Genomic DNA, 17,389 nt, shown 5'->3' on the forward strand with positions numbered 1-17,389 from the left:
ATGGTCCAGGGTTTCATGGCGTTGATCCCGATGATGACCGGCAACGTGTTGCTGTTCGTCATCTCGCTGGGGGTCATGTTCTGGTTGTCGCCGCTGCTGACCCTGATCTCGCTCGCGGTGGGCCCGGGCCTGTTCGCGGTCGCCTACCTCTCCCGCAAGCGGCTGTTTCCGGCAACCTGGCAGGCCCAGCAGGACGCGGCGGCGCTCGCCGGTGTGGTGGACAACGCGGTGACCGGCGTGCGCGTGGTCAAGGGCTTCGGGCAGGAGGAGACCGAGCTGACCCGGCTGGAGGAGGCAGGGCGCAAGCTCTACGCCTCCCGGCTGCGCTCGGTGCGGTTGAACAGCCGGTACACGCCCACCCTGGCGGCGATTCCCGCGGTCGGGCAGGTCGGCGTGCTCGCGCTCGGCGGCTGGTTGGCCGTTCGCGGCGAGATCACCCTCGGCACGTTCCTCGCGTTCTCCACCTACCTGGGGCAGTTGGTGGGACCGGTACGGATGCTGTCCGGCCTGCTGACCTTCGGTCAGCAGGCGCGCGCGAGTGTCGAGCGGATCTTCGAGGTGATCGACTCCCAGCCGATCGTGACCGAGAAACCCGACGCGCAGGAGTTGCCCGCGCGGGCCGCCTCGGTCGAGTTGGCCGACGTGCGGTTCGGCTACGTCGCGTCCAGGCCGGTGCTCGACGGGCTGTCGCTGCGAGTCGAGCCCGGCGAGACGCTCGCGTTGGTGGGCACGTCGGGTTCGGGCAAGTCGACGGTGTCGATGCTGCTGCCGCGGTTCTACGACGTGCAGGCGGGCGCGATCCTGGTCGACGGGACGGATGTGCGCGACCTTACGTTCGACTCGTTGCGCGCTTCGATCGGCCTGGTCATGGAGGACAGTTTCCTGTTCTCGGACACCGTGCGGGCCAACATCGCGTACGGCCGACCCGACGCCACCGACGAGCAGGTGCTCGAGGCGGCACGCGCGGCCGAGGCCGACGAGTTCATCGGCGAACTGCCCGGCGGCTACGACACGGTGGTCGGCGAGCAGGGGCTGACCCTGTCGGGTGGTCAGCGCCAACGCGTCGCGCTGGCCCGCGCGTTGCTCACCGATCCGCGGATCCTGCTCCTCGACGACGCGACGTCGGCGGTGGACCCCAAGATCGAGGCGGAGATCCACGCGACGCTGCACAAGGTGATGGCCGGGCGGACCACCATCCTGGTCGCGCACCGCCGCTCGACGCTGCAACTGGCCGACCGGATCGCGGTGTTGGACGCGGGCCGGCTGGTCGACGTGGGCACGCACGAGGAACTCACCGCGCGCTGCCCGCTGTATCGGCTGCTGCTCTCCGGGCCGGGCGACGACGCCGAGGGGTTGGCCGGTGACACCACCACCGCGCCGGTTCGGCACGTACTGCCGGCGCCCGCGTCGGGAGTGACGAGCGAGTTGTGGGACCGGTCCAAGGAGTCCGAGCGCACGGTGATCGCAACGGACTCCGGCGGTGTCGCCCGCGGTGGGCCCGGCGGTTGGGCCGCGATGCTCCAGGCCACGCCCGAGTTGCTCGCGCAGGTCGACAAGCTGCCGCCGGCCACGGACACCCCGAGCGTGGACGAAGCGGCGGCCCGGCGCTCGGACTCGGCGTTCAACCTGCGTTCGCTGCTGCGACCGTTTCGGTGGGCGCTTTTGCTCGGGCTGCTCCTGGTGATCCTCGACACCGGGGCCCAGCTCGCGCTGCCGGCGCTGATCCGGGACGGGATCGACCGCGGCATCGACGACCGGGCGACGCACGCGATCATGACGGTGTCGCTGATCGCGGTGGTGATCGTGTTCGCGGACTGGTTCGTCAACGTCGCGCAGGCGATGGTCGCGGGCCGAATCGGCGAGCGGCTGTTGTACACGTTGCGCGTCAAGACCTTCGCGCACCTGCAACGACTGGGATTGGACTATTACGAACGCGAGTTGTCCGGGCGAATCATGACCCGGATGACCACCGACGTGGACGCGCTGTCGACGTTCCTGCAGACCGGGTTGATCAGCGCCGTGGTGAGCGTGTTGACGTTCTTCGGGATCATGGTCGCGCTGCTCGTGCTCGACTGGGAGCTCGGGCTGATCGTGATGAGCGTGCTGCCGTTCCTGATCGCGGCGACGGTGGTGTTCCGGTCGCGGTCCTCGAAGGCGTACACCGAGGCGCGCGAGAAGGTCAGCGTGGTCAACGCGGACCTTCAGGAGAACGTGGCGGGCCTGCGGGTGTCGCAGGCGTTCCGGCGCGAAGGCCGCAACTCGCAGCGGTTCGCCGAGCGCAGCGACGACTACCGCGCATCGCGCCTGCGGGCGCAGCGATACATCTCGTTGTACTTCCCGTTCGGCCAGTTCCTGTCCAACCTCGCGGCCGGCATCGCGCTGATCGTGGGCGCGCATCGGGTGGGCGGCGGGACGTTGTCGGCGGGGGCGTTGATCGCGTATCTGCTCTACATCGACATGTTCTTCTCGCCGATCCAGCAGCTCTCGCAGGTGTTCGACGGCTATCAGCAGGCGGCGGTGGGTCTGCGCCGAATCCGCGATCTGCTGCGCACGCCGACCACGACACCGGACTCGGCCACGCCGGTGCCGGTGCCCGCGAGCGGGCTCAAGGGGGCGATCAGCTTCGAGGACGTGCGGTTCGCGTACAACGCGGCCCCGTTCGCGGGCGTGGACGAGACGGAGGCCGCGGAAGCGGTCGAGGCGTCGGAGGACGCGGCGACGGCCGGCGCGGTGGCGGGGGCGCCCCAGGTGCTGTCCGGGATCACGCTGCATATCGCGCCGGGTGAGACGGTGGCGCTCGTGGGGCAGACCGGGGCGGGCAAGTCGACGCTGGTCAAGCTGGTGGCCCGGTTCTACGACGTGACGTCGGGGGCCGTCCTGGTGGACGGGGTCGACGTGCGCGACTACGACCTCGCGGCCTACCGGCACCGGCTCGGGATCGTGCCGCAGGAGGCGTATCTCGCACCGGGCTCGGTGCGCGACGCGATCGCGTACGGCCGCCCCGACGCATCGGATGCCGAGGTCGAGGCGGCGGCGCGCGCGGTCGGCGCGCATGCGGCCGTGGCCGACCTGACGGGCGGCTACCTCCACGATGTCGGCGAGCGGGGCCGCAACCTCTCGGCCGGGCAGCGCCAGCTGATCGCGCTGGCGCGGGCCTATCTCGTCGACCCGGACATCCTCCTGCTCGACGAGGCCACCGCGGCGCTGGACCTGGCGACCGAGGCCGCCGTGACCCGAGCCACCGATGCCCTCACCGGCCGCCGCACCACCTTGGTCGTGGCCCACCGCCTCACCACGGCCGCCCGCGCGGACCGCATCGCGGTGGTCGACCGCGGCCGCATCGTCGAGGTCGGCACCCACGACGAACTCCTGTCCCTCAACGGCGAATACACCTCCTTGTGGGCAGCCTTCACCGGCGACGAGGAACAAGCCGCCTGACCCCACCAAGGCCCGAAGCCGAGCAACCCCCAGCCCGCCCCGCACTCGAAAACGACCGAACCGACACCACGCCACCCAAACCGACCAACCCAAGCCCGTCCGGCGCTTGAGGACCACCGCCCCGGGCCCGGGCCACAACGCGGCGAGCCACCCACACCAAAGCCCCATCAGCCCGTCCGGCGCTTGAGGACCACCGACCCATCACCCCCACGGCAAAAGGCGTGGCCGCCGACGACGACCGTCCCCAGCCCGTCCGGCGACTGAGGACGGCCGAGCCGTCAGGGCGAAGAGGTGACCTATTCGGTCGCAAGCGCCCGCAGGACGGGGAGCTTCGCCGCCTTGGCCGCGGGACGCGCACCCGCGAGCAAGCCACCGAGGGCGCCCACCGTGATGAGGATCGCGATTTGCCCGACCGGTACCGCGAACGGCAAGGCAGCGGCCCCCGTGTTGCCCCCGCCGATCGCCCGGATCGCCACCCAGCCCAGGAACAGGCCGACCACAAGCCCGGTACCGGCCCCGAGCACCGCAGTGAGTGTCGACTCCCAGCGAAGCGCCGCCCGCACCTGCGACCGCGCCGCACCGATCGCCCGCAACAGCCCCAGCTCACGCGTGCGTTCGTGGGCCGCCAACGACAAGGTGTTGGCGATGCCGCCGAGCGCGATCACCAGAGCGAGCGCGAGCAGTACATACACCACCGCCACGAGCGTCTGCAACATCTCGGCACGCGCGGCCACGAATCCCTCACGATCGCGCACCGGCGGCGCACCGTACTCCTCGGCCAGCCGCTCCACCGCGGCCTTGACCGTCCCCGTGGACGCACCGGGCCTCAGCCGCAACACAGCGGCCGCGTCCAGCGCGGTGTCCGCGTGCGGCTCCCACGCCTGACGGTCGATCAGGTAGTCGCCGACCACGGCGGTCCGGTCGTACAGTCCGGTCACCGTGAACGCCTGCTTAACACCGTCGGGGAAAGTGATCTCGGTGGACGAACCGAGCGTCAGGTCCTCATCCTTCGCCGCGTCGGCGGATATCGCGATGCCGTTCGCGCCGAGAGCGGTGACCGCTCCCGAGGTGACGTCGAGGTCGAACAGCCGATCCAGGTGCGCGGATTCGACCGCGAGCAGCTGCTTGCCGTGTCCGTCCACGAGCGCGCTCGCGCTGCGGATTCCGGTCGCGGTTTCGACTCCGGGCAACGCGGCGGCTCGGCTGGTGAGTTCGGGGCTGTGGCCGCCACCGGCCCAGCCGCCCGGAGACGAGCCGCCGATCACGATCTGCCCCGCGATCACCTTGCGGGTCTGTTCGCCGGAGCCCTCCTTGAGCGACGCGGCGAATACCGAGAAGACCGTGACCACGGCGATGCCGAGCACCATCGCCGTCGCGGCGCCCGCCGTCCGCCGCGGACTGCGCAGCAGATTGCCGCGAGCCAACGCGCCCGGCGCGCCCCGCAGCCGGGCCAGTGGCGCGGTCAGCGGCCCGCCGAGGGCCCGGATCGCGGCCGGGGCGACGAGCAGCACTCCGGAGAGCACCGTCGCGGCCGCGATCGCCATCCCGATCATCCCGCCGCCGACGACGCCGATCGCGATTCCGGCCGCGAGCAACACGGCGCCGGTGACCAGCCGTCGACGCGGCAGCACGACGGCCTCCGCGCCGCTACCGCGCAGCGCGGTGATCGGGGCGACCCTCGATCCCCGCACGGCCGGCACGAGGGCGGCGAACGCGGTCACCAGGATGCCGACGGGCAGCACGGTATAGGCCGTGGACGCCTTGAACGTCAGCCCACGGGTGGGCAGTTCGAACCCGAGCCCGGCGAACAGTTCCTTGAGCCCGGCCGCGAGCCCCAGCCCCATTGCGAGCCCGATCGCCGACGCGAGCACGCCGATCACGAGCGCCTCGATCAGCGCTTGGCGCAGCACTTGGCCTCGACCGGCGCCCAGAGCCCGCATGAGCGCCACCTCTCGGGTGCGCTGTGCGGCCACCACCGAGAACGTGTGGTTGATCGAGAAGGCCGCGACCACGAGCGCGATCGCCGCGAAGACCGTCAGGAACGTGCGGAAGATGCTCAGGAAGCCGTCCTCGACGGCGTCCACCGCCTCGCCGGTGGCCTGGGCACCCGGCAGGGCCTGAGTGCCGGCGGGCAGCGCCTGCTGGATGCGCGTGGCCAGTTCCCGCTGGTCGGTGCCGTCGGCCGCCCGCACCGCGATCGTGCTGATTCGACCCGGGTCGCGCAACACGTGCTGCCGCGCGCCGTCCAGGTCGAACGCGGTGAACGAACCGCCGCCGAACGCGTCCTGGTCGCCGAAGGTGGCGATGCCGACGACGGTGGCGGAGACCGGCCCCGGAGTCAGCACGGTGATCCTGTCGCCGCCCTTGAGGTGCCCCTGCTTGGCGGTGGCGCGATCGATCACCACCTCGTCGGCCGTGGTGGGCGCGCGGCCGTCGGCGAGCCGATACGGCGTGAGCGCCGGGTCCGGGACCCAGTTGCCGGCCACGCGCGGGCCGTTGCCGGTCAGGGCCTTGCCGTCCTTGCCGACGACCTGTCCGTAGCCTTGGACGATCGGCTCCGCGTTCGCGACGCCCGGCACCGCTCGCACCCGGTCCACGAGCGACGCGTCGATGCCGCCGCGCTGGGAGCCCGGGTCGTCGGCGACGTCGGTCGCGTTGCGCACGACGACGTCCGTGCCGGCCCCGCTGTCGCGGATCAGTCCGCCGATCGAGGAACTCATCGTGTCGGCGAGCACGAGCGCGCCGGAGAGAAACGCCGTGCCGAGCAGGACGGCCAGGACAAGGCCCACCAACCGGCGCTTGCGGGCCCACAGGTTGGCGAGTGAAAGACGGATCAACATCGTCGTCATTCCCCTCGGGCGCCGGCACCGGCGGCCACTCGGTCGAACGCCTTCATCCGGTCGAGCACGCGCTCGGGCGTCGGGTTTGCCATGTGGTCCGCGATCCGCCCGTCGGCCAAGAACACCACGGCGTCCGCGTAGCCCGCCGCGACCGGGTCGTGGGTGACCATCAAAACGGTCTGGTCGAGTTCGTCGACCGCGTCGCGCAACAGCGCGAGCACCTCGGCGCCGGAGCGCGAGTCGAGGTTGCCGGTCGGTTCGTCGGCCATCACGATCTCCGGCCGACCGACCAACGCCCGCGCCACCGCGACGCGCTGCTGCTGGCCGCCGGACATCTCGCCCGGCCGGTGGTGCAGACGGTCCGCCAAGTCGACCGCGCCGACGACCCGATCGAGCCAGCCCAGGTCGGGGCGACGCCCCGCGAGGGACGCGGGCAGCACGATGTTCTCCAGTGCTGTCATGGTCGGGAGCAGGTTGAAGGCCTGGAAGACGAAGCCGATGCGATCGCGGCGCAGCCGGGTGAGTTGGCGGTCCGTCAGCGAGCCGAGTTCGGTGTCCCCGAGATAGACCTCTCCCCCGGTGACGTCGTCGAGACCGGCGAGGCAGTGCAGCAGGGTCGACTTGCCGGAACCCGACGGACCCATCACCGCGGTGAACCTCCCCCGAGGGAAGCCGATCGTGACGTCGTCCAGGGCTCGCACGGTGGTGTCCCCGTCACCGTGCACGCGCGATACGGACACGGTGCGGGCCGCGTGGCGGTCACAAGAGCCGGTGGGGTCGGTCGGGTCGGTGCTCGTGTTCATGACGATCCTTGAGAGGAGTCGGAAAACGGATGGCTGAACGGGCAAGGGAATGGCCGGACGAACGAACGGACGGCTGAACGAATGTGCGCACGGCTCGGGCCCTGATCAGCGCGAGTCGGCGCTTTCGGGCTGCCGACGCGGGGTGCCCGTACGGTCGCTCGACGCTTCGGCGTCGCGGGTCCGGGGCTTGACGGGCGTCCGGGAGCGGCGAGCGCCCTTGCCGGCGGGCTTGAAGACGGACAGTGCGGTGGCCACGATCAGCGCCAGGATCTGGAAGATCACGGCCGCGAGGTGCCAGGTCTGGAGCGCGGGCAGCGCGTCCGCGTCGCCACCGGGTGCGGACGCGGACATCAGTCGATGCACGAACTGGCTGACGACGCCGACGCCGGTGACGATCACGGCCAGCAACAGCACGATCTTGACCTTGATCCACAGGTGCTTCCACAGCCCCCACGGCGTGTACAGACACAGCAGCACGCCCGATATCAGCGACAGCACGCTGAACGGGATGCCACCGCCGAGCGCGAACACCTGCATGAGGCGATAGCCGCTGTGTCGAAGCGTCGGATCGTCCGTGGACCGGGCGACCACACTCGTGAGCAACATGGCCCACTCGGCCCCCAGGAGGCCGACCGCGAAGACCACGTGCCCGGAGTTGACGGCCCTTCGAACGGAACGCGAGAAGCGACGGACTCTCGGCGTCGGGGACGAATTCACGGTGGCCTCCGGGGCAGCGAACGAAAACGAGGGAGCGAAAACGGAAGGAGCGAAAGCCGAAGGAACCAATACGAAAGGACCAGAGGAACCAACGGGGGGAAACGGAGCCGGTCCGAACAGCGCGGACCGGGTAGGACGGGAACAGCCGTACGAGGAGCGGGCGTCGGGGGCTCGCGGGTCCCGAGACCGCCGCGAGGCGACGCAGGACCGGTGCGAGACCGGTAGGGGCACCGCTGTGGAACCGAGTCCGTTGCGGGGCCGTGCCGACGGGTTCAACTCTCGCGTTTTCCGGCCCGGCCGGCGTCCGGCCCCGGGATGCAGTCGACGTGCTGCCGGCGCAGGTCGCCATCGCCGGTGACCGGCGTGTTTCTGCTCCCGGGGAAGCAGACACACGGGCGTGATCTGCTCCCCCGGAAGCAGGTGACCGGCCCCCCGGCAGCCGACGCGCCGGGGCCGTCGATGCGCCTACCGTTGATCGCATGAAGTGGCTCTCGGCGCGACCGGCGCAGCGCGCGGCGCATTGGCTCGCGCGCACCGCCGGTCCCGTTCCTCCGGCGGTGCGCGACGTCGTCATCGCGCTGGTGGTGTGCGCGTTCACGTTGGGCACGATGGCGTTCGCGGCGGGTCACCAGGACGAGTCGCGGCACTTGGACGCGCTCGGCGTCGCGCTGCTGGCGCTCGGCCCGCTGGCCCTGGTGCTGCGCCGGCGCTACCCCGCGGCGGTGCTGCTCACCGCGGTCGCCTCGGCGCTGACCTACACGATGCTCGATTATCCGCGCGGCCCGCTCTACCTCGCGATGATCGTCGCGTTGTTCGGCGCCTTCGCCGCCGGACTGCGCCGACTGGCGTATGTCGTGCTCACGTTCGGCTACGTCGGTTTCGTGTGGGTCTCCCCCACCGTGAACTCCCGGTCGCTGCCCGCCCTCGCGCCGGCGTTCGGCCTCGCGGCGTGGTTGTTCGTGCTCGCGGGCATGGGCGAGGTCGTCCGCCTGCGCCGGGCCTACCGGGCGGCGGAGGCGCAGCGGGCCCGGGTGCAGTCGCTCGGTCTCGCCGAGGCGGAGCGGCGTCGGGCGGGCGACGAGCGGCTGCGGATCGCGCGCGAGTTGCACGACGTACTGGCGCACCACATCTCGTTGATGAACGTACAGGCTTCCGTGGGCCTGGAGTTGATGGACTCGTCCCCGGAGCAGGCCCGCGAGGCACTGACCGCGGTCAAGTACGCGAGTCGCGAGGCGCTCGGCGAGCTGCGGTCGGTGTTGAACATCCTCAAGGGCGACACGGTGGATCGCTCGGGCCCCGACGGTGCGCCGCGCTCGCCCACGGCCGGACTCGCCCACGTCGACGACCTCGTGGCCCGTACCTCCGCGGGTGGCCTGTCCATCCGAGTGGAGCGCTCGGGGCACGCGCGGCCGCTCGCGGCAGCGGTGGACCTCGCGGCGTATCGCATCGTGCAGGAGGCCCTGACGAACACGCTGCGGCACGCGGGGGCCGGTGAGGCGGTCGTGCGGATCGACTACGGCGACCGGGGGTTGGACATCGCGATCCGCGACAACGGCCGATCCGCCGGAGCCGACCGGTGGGCCTCCCCGCCCGACGCTCTGACATCAGGAGGCAACGGCCTGCACGGGATGCGGCAACGGGCCGCCGCGCTGGGCGGGCAGTGCATCGCGGGCCCGGTTCCCGGTCGCGGCTTCCACGTACAGGCCCACCTTCCCTACGGGGACGAACCGAACGGGCATGATGGCGCGGGAACACCGGCCGCCGATCCGGCGACGGTGCCACTCGCGAAGGGGGACGCATGATCAGGTTGGTGCTGGCGGACGACCAGGCGTTGGTCCGCGCGGGATTTCGCGCGCTGCTGTCCGCGCAGCCGGACATGGAGGTCGTGGGCGAGGCGGGCGACGGTGCGGAGGCCGTCCGGCTCACTCGCGAACTGCGGCCCGACGTCGTGCTGATGGACATCCGCATGCCGGGCACGGACGGTCTGGAGGCGGCCCGCGTGATCGCGGCCGACGGCGCGCTGGTCGATGTCCGGGTGGTCATACTGACCACGTTCGATCTCGACGAGTACGTGTTCGAAGCCCTGCGCAACGGCGCGAGCGGCTTCCTGGTCAAAGACACCGAACCGGCCGAACTCCTGCGCGGAGTAAGGGTGGTGGCGGCCGGCGACGCGCTGCTCTCACCCAATGTCACCCGGCGGCTGATCGAGGAGTACGCCGCGACCGCGACCCGCCGCTCGACCCCGCCCGACGCCGAACTCGCCCTGCTCACCGAGCGTGAGCGTGAGATCGTGGCCCTGGTCGGCCGCGGGCTGTCCAACGACGAGATCGCGGCACATCTGGTCCTGAGCCCGTTGACCGCGAAGACGCACGTCAGTCGGGCGATGACCAAACTCTCGGTCCGAGACCGAGCCCAACTCGTGGTCTTCGCCTACGAAACCGCACTGGTGACCCCGGGCCACACCACCCCCTGACCCCGCCACCGGCCGACCCGCATCCGCTCGGCGTAACCGGCGAGCCATCCGACCGGTGGGCGGCCGACCGTCCGGGCCTGCGCCGGTGCACCCCGCCCGGACAAGCACCGCGAACGCGAGACCCGAACCCCGAAGCCCCCGGCGCCACACCACACACCACCCGAGCCGCGCCACGCCATGCGGCTCAGCGCCACACCCCATCCCCGCCCCACGCGAACACCGGCCGCGCGAACCGTACAGGCCGAGCCCGTACCCCTCGCACGACCGGCGCATCCCGCACCGCCGCGGCCCACCCGCTCGCCGCGGCCCATCCCGCCACCACCCTCGCGCCACCACCCTCGCGCCGCCGCCTTCGCGCTCGGCGTCACGCGCGGTCCACCTACCTCACTCGCGCCCGCCCACCGCGTCCAGCGGCGACATCCGCAGCAACCGCCGCGTCACCGGCGCCACCGTCAGCGGCGCCAGCAACAGCGCGGCGACGCAGATTCCCACGCACAGCGGGATCGGAATGTAGGGCGTCGTGGTCCCGAAGGCGCCCTTGCTGTAGGGGACCAGCGTCGCCATGGCCACCGCCATGCCCATGCCCAAGCCGATCCCGCCGACCATGAGCGCCTCGCGACGGATCACCGAGTTGACCTGGGCCCGCGTGCTGCCGATCATCCGCATCAGTCCGAGTTCCCGCAGCCGCGCGGCCGTGGTGACCGCCATCGTGTTGATCGCGGCGATCGTCGCGAAGCCCGCGAGGATGAGCAACATGATGTAGTTGATCCACTTGTTCGACTCGCGATCCTGGTCCACCTGCGCCGCGTAGCCCGAGCGGTCCGCCACCTCGGCCCCCGGATGACGCTGCGTCAGCTTCGTCAGGGCCGCGTCCGTGGCCGCCGCGTCCGCGCCGTCCTCGAAGCGAACCAGCAGCCGCGAGTCGAAGGCGGCGTCCACGTGCGGCTCCAGCGCCGCCCTCGGCATCGTCATCGTCGCGGTACCGAGCCCACGCTCGTAGATCGCGACCACGACCGGCTCGACCGGCGTGCCGTCGCCCAGCCACAGCGATACCGGCTCGCCCACCTCGGCGTGCAGTGCCTGCGCGGTCTGCTTGTCCAACGCGACCGCCCCGCCGGGAGGCTGTACCGCACCGGCCCGCAGCGCGTCGGTGTTGCCCTCGGTCACGCCCAGGTCGAGCACCGAGGCCAGATCCCGCGTCGTGCCGGCCACGCCCTGCACGGACTGCTTCAGCAACAGGGAGCCCCGCGAGACCACCACGGACGAGTTCAGCACCGACGTCACCGAAGCCACACCGGGTGTCGCGGCCACCTCGGCCGTCGTCTGCGGCGCGAACCCCGGGCCGGTCAGCACCCGGTCCGCCGTGACCGCGTCCCGCGACTGCTGCTCCACTTGGTGGTCCTCGCCCGCGAACATGAAACTCAACGTCGCGGCGAACGCGACCGACAAGGCGATCGGCGTGATCGCGGACGCCAGTCGCCGCGAGTTCGCCCGCGCATTGTCGAACGCGAGCTGCCCGGTCGTGCCGAACAGGCTCCCGACCCACCCGAACACCGATACCAGCAGGTGCGCGAGCAACGGTCCGAGCAGTCCGATCGCGACCATGAACAGCATGATCACGCCGCCGCTGGACTCCACCGCGTCGTCACCGGTGCTGTTGAGCGCCTGCCGGCTGAACATGATCGCCCCGGCGACGGCGCCGATCCCCAGCAGGAGCCGGATCCACCCCACAAAGGCCCGCTCGGTCGCGGCGTCACCCAGCGCCTCGGTCGGTCGGATCTTGGCACTGCGTCGCGCCGCGAGCAACCCTGCCAACAGCGCGGTGAGCACCCCCGAGCCGACCGCGACCAGCATCGGGATCCACCCGACGGACACCGTGACGCCGTGCGCGATCATCCCGCGATCGCGCATCGCGCCGAACCACCACCGCGCGAGCAGCGCCCCCGGCAGCATTCCGGCCACGCCCGCGGCCAAGGCCACCAAGCCGGTCTCGGTCGCGATCATCCGGCGGATCTGCCAGGGCGTGGCGCCCACCGCTCGCAGCAGCGCGACGTCGCGCCGCCGCTGGTGTACGGACAGCGCGGTGGCGCCCGCGACCACGAAGATCGCCAGCATGAGCACGATCCCGCCCAGGCTGCCGCCGATCCCTTCCAGCATTTCCTTGGTCTCGGCGAACGCGCCGAACTCGGCCTCGCCCCGGGCGTCGCCGGTCGACACCTTCACGCCGGTCCCGTCCAGCGCGGCCTTGACGTCTGCGGCCACCTTGGCCGGGTCGGCTCCCACCGCGGGGACGACCCCGATCGCGGTGACCATGCCGGGGTGCCCGGCAAGCCGCTGCGCTTCCGCGTCCGCGACGTACAGGCGCGCCCCGTCCCCGGGCACCACCGCCGACACCCGCAAGGCGATCTCGCCCGAAGGCGTGGTCACCCGCACCTGGGAGCCGACCGTTGCCCCGCGCGCCGCGTCCGTGGTCAGCACGGCCTCGCCGGCCTTGGGCGCGACGCCGCCGTTCGTACCGGCCAGGCGGGCCGACGACCAGCCGTGGCCGTCGAACGCCGCGCGCTCGCTGCGGCCGGGGAAGGTCACATCGGGGATCACCGTGCCCACGCCGGGCACCGCCGCGACGCGCTCCGCCAGCTTCGCGTCGAGCCACGAGCGCTCGGGCAGCGACTGCTTGTCGGTGGTCGTGTCCTCCCCCGACTTGAACTTCTTGCTGACCGAGTCCCGGCCCGTGACCAGCACCGACGTGTCCGCGTAGCGCTCGGGGGAGGTGTGCGCGCGGACGCCGCTCTCCAAGAAGACGCCACACATCGTGACCAGCATCGCGGCGAAGAACAGGGCCACGAACGAGCCCGCGAAGGACACGGGCCGAAAACGCACCGAATCGCGTGCGAGCCCGTTCGGTCGAAGGAGCGACATCAGGCCGCCGCCTCCTGCCGCGTCGTCGTCCGGGAAAGGTCGACCATCCGGGCCGCGATCGCCTCGGGCGTGGGCCGGTACAGCTCACCCGCGAGACTGCCCGCCGCGAGGAACACCACCCGGTCCGCATAGGACGCGGCGACCGGGTCGTGCGTGACCATCACCACGGTCGCGCCGCCGGCGTCCACCGCGCGCCGCAGCAGGCCGAGCACCTCGGCCGCCGTGGTGGTGTCCAAGGCGCCGGTCGGCTCGTCCGCGAAGAGCACATCGGGGCGGGTGACCAAGGCGCGGGCGATCGCCACGCGCTGCTGCTGCCCGCCGGACAACTGCGCGGGCCGGCGCCTGCCCTGGGAATCGAGGCCCACCATGGCGAGCACCTCGGCGGCTCGGCGGCGGTCGGGGCGCTGCCCGGCGAGCCGCAGCGGGAGCAGGACGTTCTTCTCCACCGTCAGCGACGGCAGCAGGTTGAACGCCTGGAAGACGAAGCCCAGGCGGGTCCGCCGCAGCCGGGTGAGCTCGTTTTCCTTCATCGTGGTCAGGTCGTCGGTGCCGAGCAGCACTTGTCCGCGGTCGGGCGCGTCCAGGCCGGCCGCGCAGTGCAGGAAGGTGCTCTTGCCGGACCCGGAGGGGCCCATCACCGCGGTGAACGTGCCCCGGGGGATCGCCAGGTCGATGCCGCGCAGTGCGTGCACCGCCGCAGCGCCGCGCCCGTAGCTCTTGGTGACGCCGTCGAGGCGCACGGCGCAGTCGACGGACGTGGGCGCCCCGTGCCGGGTCGACTCCGACGGGGCCCGCTTCGCCCGTCGCGCCTCGCGACCGCCTCGCCCGAACATGCTGCCTCCAGTGCCTCGTGAACCCGTGTGATCGACGGGTACGACGCTACGGAGCGGAAGGGGTCCGGCACGATCGTGCGAACAGGCGGGTCGGAGGTGGGGGCAACCCCACCTCCGACCGGGGGCCGGGCTCGTCCCCGGTACCGGGGTACGGGGCGAAAACGCAACACCCCGTACGCGGGTACCGGACGGCACCCGAGTACGGGGTGAATGGGCTCAGCGGACCGGGTGTGCGCCCGGCTTGGGCCGGCTGGGCACCACGAAGGTGACGCCGAGCGCGACGAGGGCCGCGGCCGCCGCGAAGACGAACGTCAGCACGAAGCCGCGTTCGGCGGGCAGGCCGTCGGCGCCGGGGTTGGCGGTGAGCAGCGTCGTGGAGATCGCGCTCGCGCACGACATGCCGACGGTGCGCGCGATGGTGTTGATGCCGGTCGCGATGCCGGTCTGCTCGATCGGCACCGAACCGACGATGAGGTTGGCCATCGCGGACATCGCGAGCCCGATACCGATGCCGAACACGAACATCGCCACCAGAATGTGCCAGCCGCGCGTGTGGGCGAACGCGAGGAACGCGAACCCGGCGGCCATCAGCACACATCCGGCGACCATCGCGAGCTTGGAGCCGAAGCGCTTGTCGATGACACCGGCCATCGGCCCGATGAGCAGCATCGCGAACGCCTGCGGCAGCACGTACAGACCGGAAACGGTCACGGACGTGCCGAAGCCGTATCCGGTGCTCTCGGGCATCTGGAGGAAGCGCGGAACGAGGAGCATGCCGGCCATCATCGAGAAGCCGACGAGCAGGCCGCCGAGGTTGGTGGCCCACACGCCGCGCATGCGCATGACGCGCATGTCCACGAGCGGTTCGGCGGCACGCGACTCGGCGAACACCCACAGCGCGAGGCTCACGAGGCCGAGGGCGAACAGCCCGAGCGTGTTCGCCGAACCCCAACCCCACGCCTCGCCCTTGCTGAGCGCGAGCAGGATGCCGACCAGTCCCAGTGACAGCAGCAACCCGCCGAGCCAATGGATCTTGGTCTTGACCCGGACCGGCGACTCGGGGATCAGGAACCACGACCCGGCCGCGGTGATCGCGCACACCACCATCGGGATCCAGAACAGCCAGTGGTACGAGAGGTGGTCCATGATCGGACCGGTCACCACGATGCCGATGCCACCGCCGATGCCCATGATCGCGGACATCAGGCCGATCGCTCCGGCCCGCTTCTCCGGCGGGAACTCGTCACGCACGATGCCGAAGGACAGCGGGAAGACCGCGCCACCGAACCCCTGCACGATACGGCCGATGATCATCAGTCCGACCGAGTCGGCCAAGGCGCAGACCAGCGAGCCGACCGCGAGCATCGCGATGGTGAACACGAACAGGCGCTTCTTGCCGTACATGTCGCCGAGGCGCCCGAGAATGGGCGTGGTCACGGAAGCGCACAGGAGGTAGCCCGTCATGAGCCACGCGGTCGAGTCCGCGGTCGCGCCGATCTCCTTTTGGATCTGCGGCAGCGCCGGCGCCAGCATCGACTGAAGCAGGGAGTAGGTCAGCGCACCCATGATCAGGACGAGCAGGACGAACCCGGTGCGTGAGACGCCGGCGGGCGGCGTCGCGGTCGGGCGGTCGGGGGAGTCGGGCGGGACAGTGGCGGACGGCGCCTGCTGCGCGCTCTTCAAGGCTGGTTCCTTACATGTACAAGGCATCGACGTGGTCGCACGACGCCCTGAGACAGGGTTCATGGTTGGGTGTACCAACCGACCTTAGGCGCGATTCGAACCGTTGATCCCTCGCATAAGGGTCCCCTGAGTAAATTCCGTGTAAGTATTTCGTGCGCACGATCAGATAATCACCAAAAACTAGGGCAAAGCCCCGGACCGGCGCGTATGCCAAGATCGATCTGACGCATCGTCACTTCTTGGGAGGGCAACCCCGTGGCGGATCGAGAGCCGGAACTGCGCATCACCCACATCTCCGAGACCCCGTGGCACGAGGTCAAGGCCCAGTCGCACGGTGGCCGGCGCACGTCGGTATGGGAGAAATTTCTGGAATGGTCCCCCGAGCGACTGGTCATCTACGCCCGCTACGACGCGGGCGTCGTGGTGGAGCGGCACGGTCACATGTCCGAGCACTATGTCTTCGTGCTCGACGGCGAGGTGTTGATCGGTGACCGCCCCTGCCCCACCGGTACGCACATCACGCTCGAACAGGGTGCCGCGTTCGGTCCGCTGATCGCCGGCCCCGAGGGCGCGACCCTGTACGAGGTGATGTGCGGCGACCCCCGCGCAGTCCCCGCCGACCGGGCCGGCTTCGAACGCCTGTGCGCCGAGCGCGACATCACACCGCTGCCCAATCCCCCCGTCCCGTGGCCCGATTGGCTCGCCGCGCGAACCGACGGAAATCCGGGCGAAGGGTCCTGAAAGCGGAACGACAAGCAGGCCAGTCGAGTCGGGTTGGCCCTATCGGTGGGCCGGTCGGATTCCTAGGGTCGAACCCATGGACCTGAACGAAGCTCGCTCCCTGTGGCACGCGGAACCCGGCTGGTTGAACACCGCGACCCACGGCCTGCCACCCGAAACCGCGTACGCGGCGCTGACCCACGCGATGCAACGGTGGCGGGCCGGTCGGGGCGAGATGGAGGTGTGGCAGGCGGACGCGGAGCGCGCCCGGGCGAGCTTCGCCCGCCTCGTCGGTGCCCCCGTCGCGAACGTGATGTCGGGACAGACCGTGTCCGGCCTGCTCGCGCCGTTCGCCGCGGCCTTGCCCGCGGGCTCGCGCGTGGTCGTACCCGACATCGAGTTCACCTCGAACCTCTTCCCGTGGCTGGTCCATCGGGCGCGCGGCGTCGAGGTCGTGACGGCGGCGCCGGACAAGCTCGCGGACGCGATCGACGAGCGGACCACGGCAGTGGCGTTCAGCCTGGTCCAGTCCGCCGACGGCTCGGTCGCCCCGGAGGCCGACATCGTCGCCGCGGCCCGCGCGCACGGCGCGCTCGTGGTGGTCGACGGCACGCAGGCGTGCGGGTGGCTCCCGATCGACGCGACGCGCTACGACCTGCTCGTGGTCGGGGCGTACAAGTGGCTGCTCGCCCCGCGTGGCGCGGCGTACGGGTACGTGGCCCCCGCACTGGCGGAGCGCACCGTCCCGCTGGCCGCCAACTGGTACGCGGGCGAGGTCGTCGCCGAGTCCTATTACGGCCCACCACTACGGCTGACCTCGACGGCGCGTCGCTTCGACACGTCCCCGGCCTGGTTCTGCCAGGTGGGCGCGGCGCCCGCCCTGGAGGTGATCGAGGCGATCGGCGTCGAGCGCATCCACGCGCACGACCTCGCCCTCGCCAACCGCTTCCGGGCGGGCCTGGG

11 protein-coding genes are annotated in these 17,389 nt (G+C 71.2%); 5 read left to right on the forward strand and 6 right to left on the reverse strand.

Features of this window, described 5'->3' with window-relative positions:
- Positions 1–3,438: ABC transporter ATP-binding protein (locus tag GT354_RS13075; RefSeq protein WP_161356474.1), on the forward strand; the 3,438-nt coding region annotated here is incomplete at its 5' end.
- A gap of 296 nt (positions 3,439–3,734) precedes the next feature.
- Here the strand turns inward: GT354_RS13075 and GT354_RS13080 are convergent.
- The 3 genes from GT354_RS13080 to GT354_RS13090 form a co-directional block, all read right to left on the reverse strand.
- Complete coding sequence (locus GT354_RS13080; RefSeq protein ID WP_161356475.1) at positions 3,735–6,278, reverse strand: FtsX-like permease family protein; 2,544 nt, start codon at positions 6,276–6,278, stop codon at positions 3,735–3,737.
- 5 nt (positions 6,279–6,283) lie between these two features.
- Positions 6,284–7,081, reverse strand: a complete 798-nt coding sequence (locus GT354_RS13085) for an ABC transporter ATP-binding protein (RefSeq protein WP_161356476.1) — start codon at positions 7,079–7,081, stop codon at positions 6,284–6,286.
- A gap of 105 nt (positions 7,082–7,186) precedes the next feature.
- On the reverse strand, positions 7,187–7,798 hold the full coding sequence (locus GT354_RS13090) for a DUF2269 family protein (protein WP_161356477.1): 612 nt from the start codon (positions 7,796–7,798) through the stop codon (positions 7,187–7,189).
- 479 nt (positions 7,799–8,277) lie between these two features.
- Between GT354_RS13090 and GT354_RS13095 the strand changes: the two genes are divergently transcribed.
- A complete protein-coding gene (locus GT354_RS13095) occupies positions 8,278–9,600 on the forward strand; it encodes a sensor histidine kinase (protein ID WP_161356478.1) in 1,323 nt (440 codons plus the stop codon).
- Positions 9,597–10,271, forward strand: a complete 675-nt coding sequence (locus GT354_RS13100; protein ID WP_161356479.1) for a response regulator transcription factor — start codon at positions 9,597–9,599, stop codon at positions 10,269–10,271. The genes GT354_RS13095 and GT354_RS13100 overlap by 4 nt, the downstream gene beginning before the upstream one ends.
- Before the next feature lie 384 nt (positions 10,272–10,655).
- On the opposite strand, the gene GT354_RS13105 is transcribed toward GT354_RS13100, so the two are convergent.
- The 3 genes from GT354_RS13105 to GT354_RS13115 form a co-directional block, all read right to left on the reverse strand.
- Positions 10,656–13,190 (reverse strand): ABC transporter permease, encoded by a 2,535-nt coding sequence (locus tag GT354_RS13105; RefSeq protein WP_202511837.1) that lies wholly within the window; start codon positions 13,188–13,190, stop codon positions 10,656–10,658.
- Entirely contained in the window at positions 13,190–14,023 is an 834-nt protein-coding gene (locus GT354_RS13110) for an ABC transporter ATP-binding protein (protein ID WP_161356480.1), read from the reverse strand. The genes GT354_RS13105 and GT354_RS13110 overlap by 1 nt, the downstream gene beginning before the upstream one ends.
- A 216-nt stretch (positions 14,024–14,239) precedes the next feature.
- Entirely contained in the window at positions 14,240–15,706 is a 1,467-nt protein-coding gene (locus GT354_RS13115; RefSeq protein WP_237534724.1) for an MFS transporter, read from the reverse strand.
- Positions 15,707–15,961: 255 nt separating this feature from the next.
- On the opposite strand from GT354_RS13115, the gene GT354_RS13120 reads away from it, so the two are divergent.
- Positions 15,962–16,447 carry a hypothetical protein gene (locus GT354_RS13120; protein WP_161356481.1) on the forward strand — a complete coding sequence of 162 codons (486 nt, stop codon included), beginning with the start codon at positions 15,962–15,964 and terminating at the stop codon, positions 16,445–16,447.
- 76 nt (positions 16,448–16,523) lie between these two features.
- A partial coding sequence (locus GT354_RS13125) for an aminotransferase class V-fold PLP-dependent enzyme (protein WP_161356482.1) occupies positions 16,524–17,389 on the forward strand: 866 nt, incomplete at its 3' end.

This window comes from Streptomyces sp. SID3343 (genome assembly GCF_009865215.1).
Lineage (GTDB): Bacteria > Actinomycetota > Actinomycetes > Streptomycetales > Streptomycetaceae > Embleya.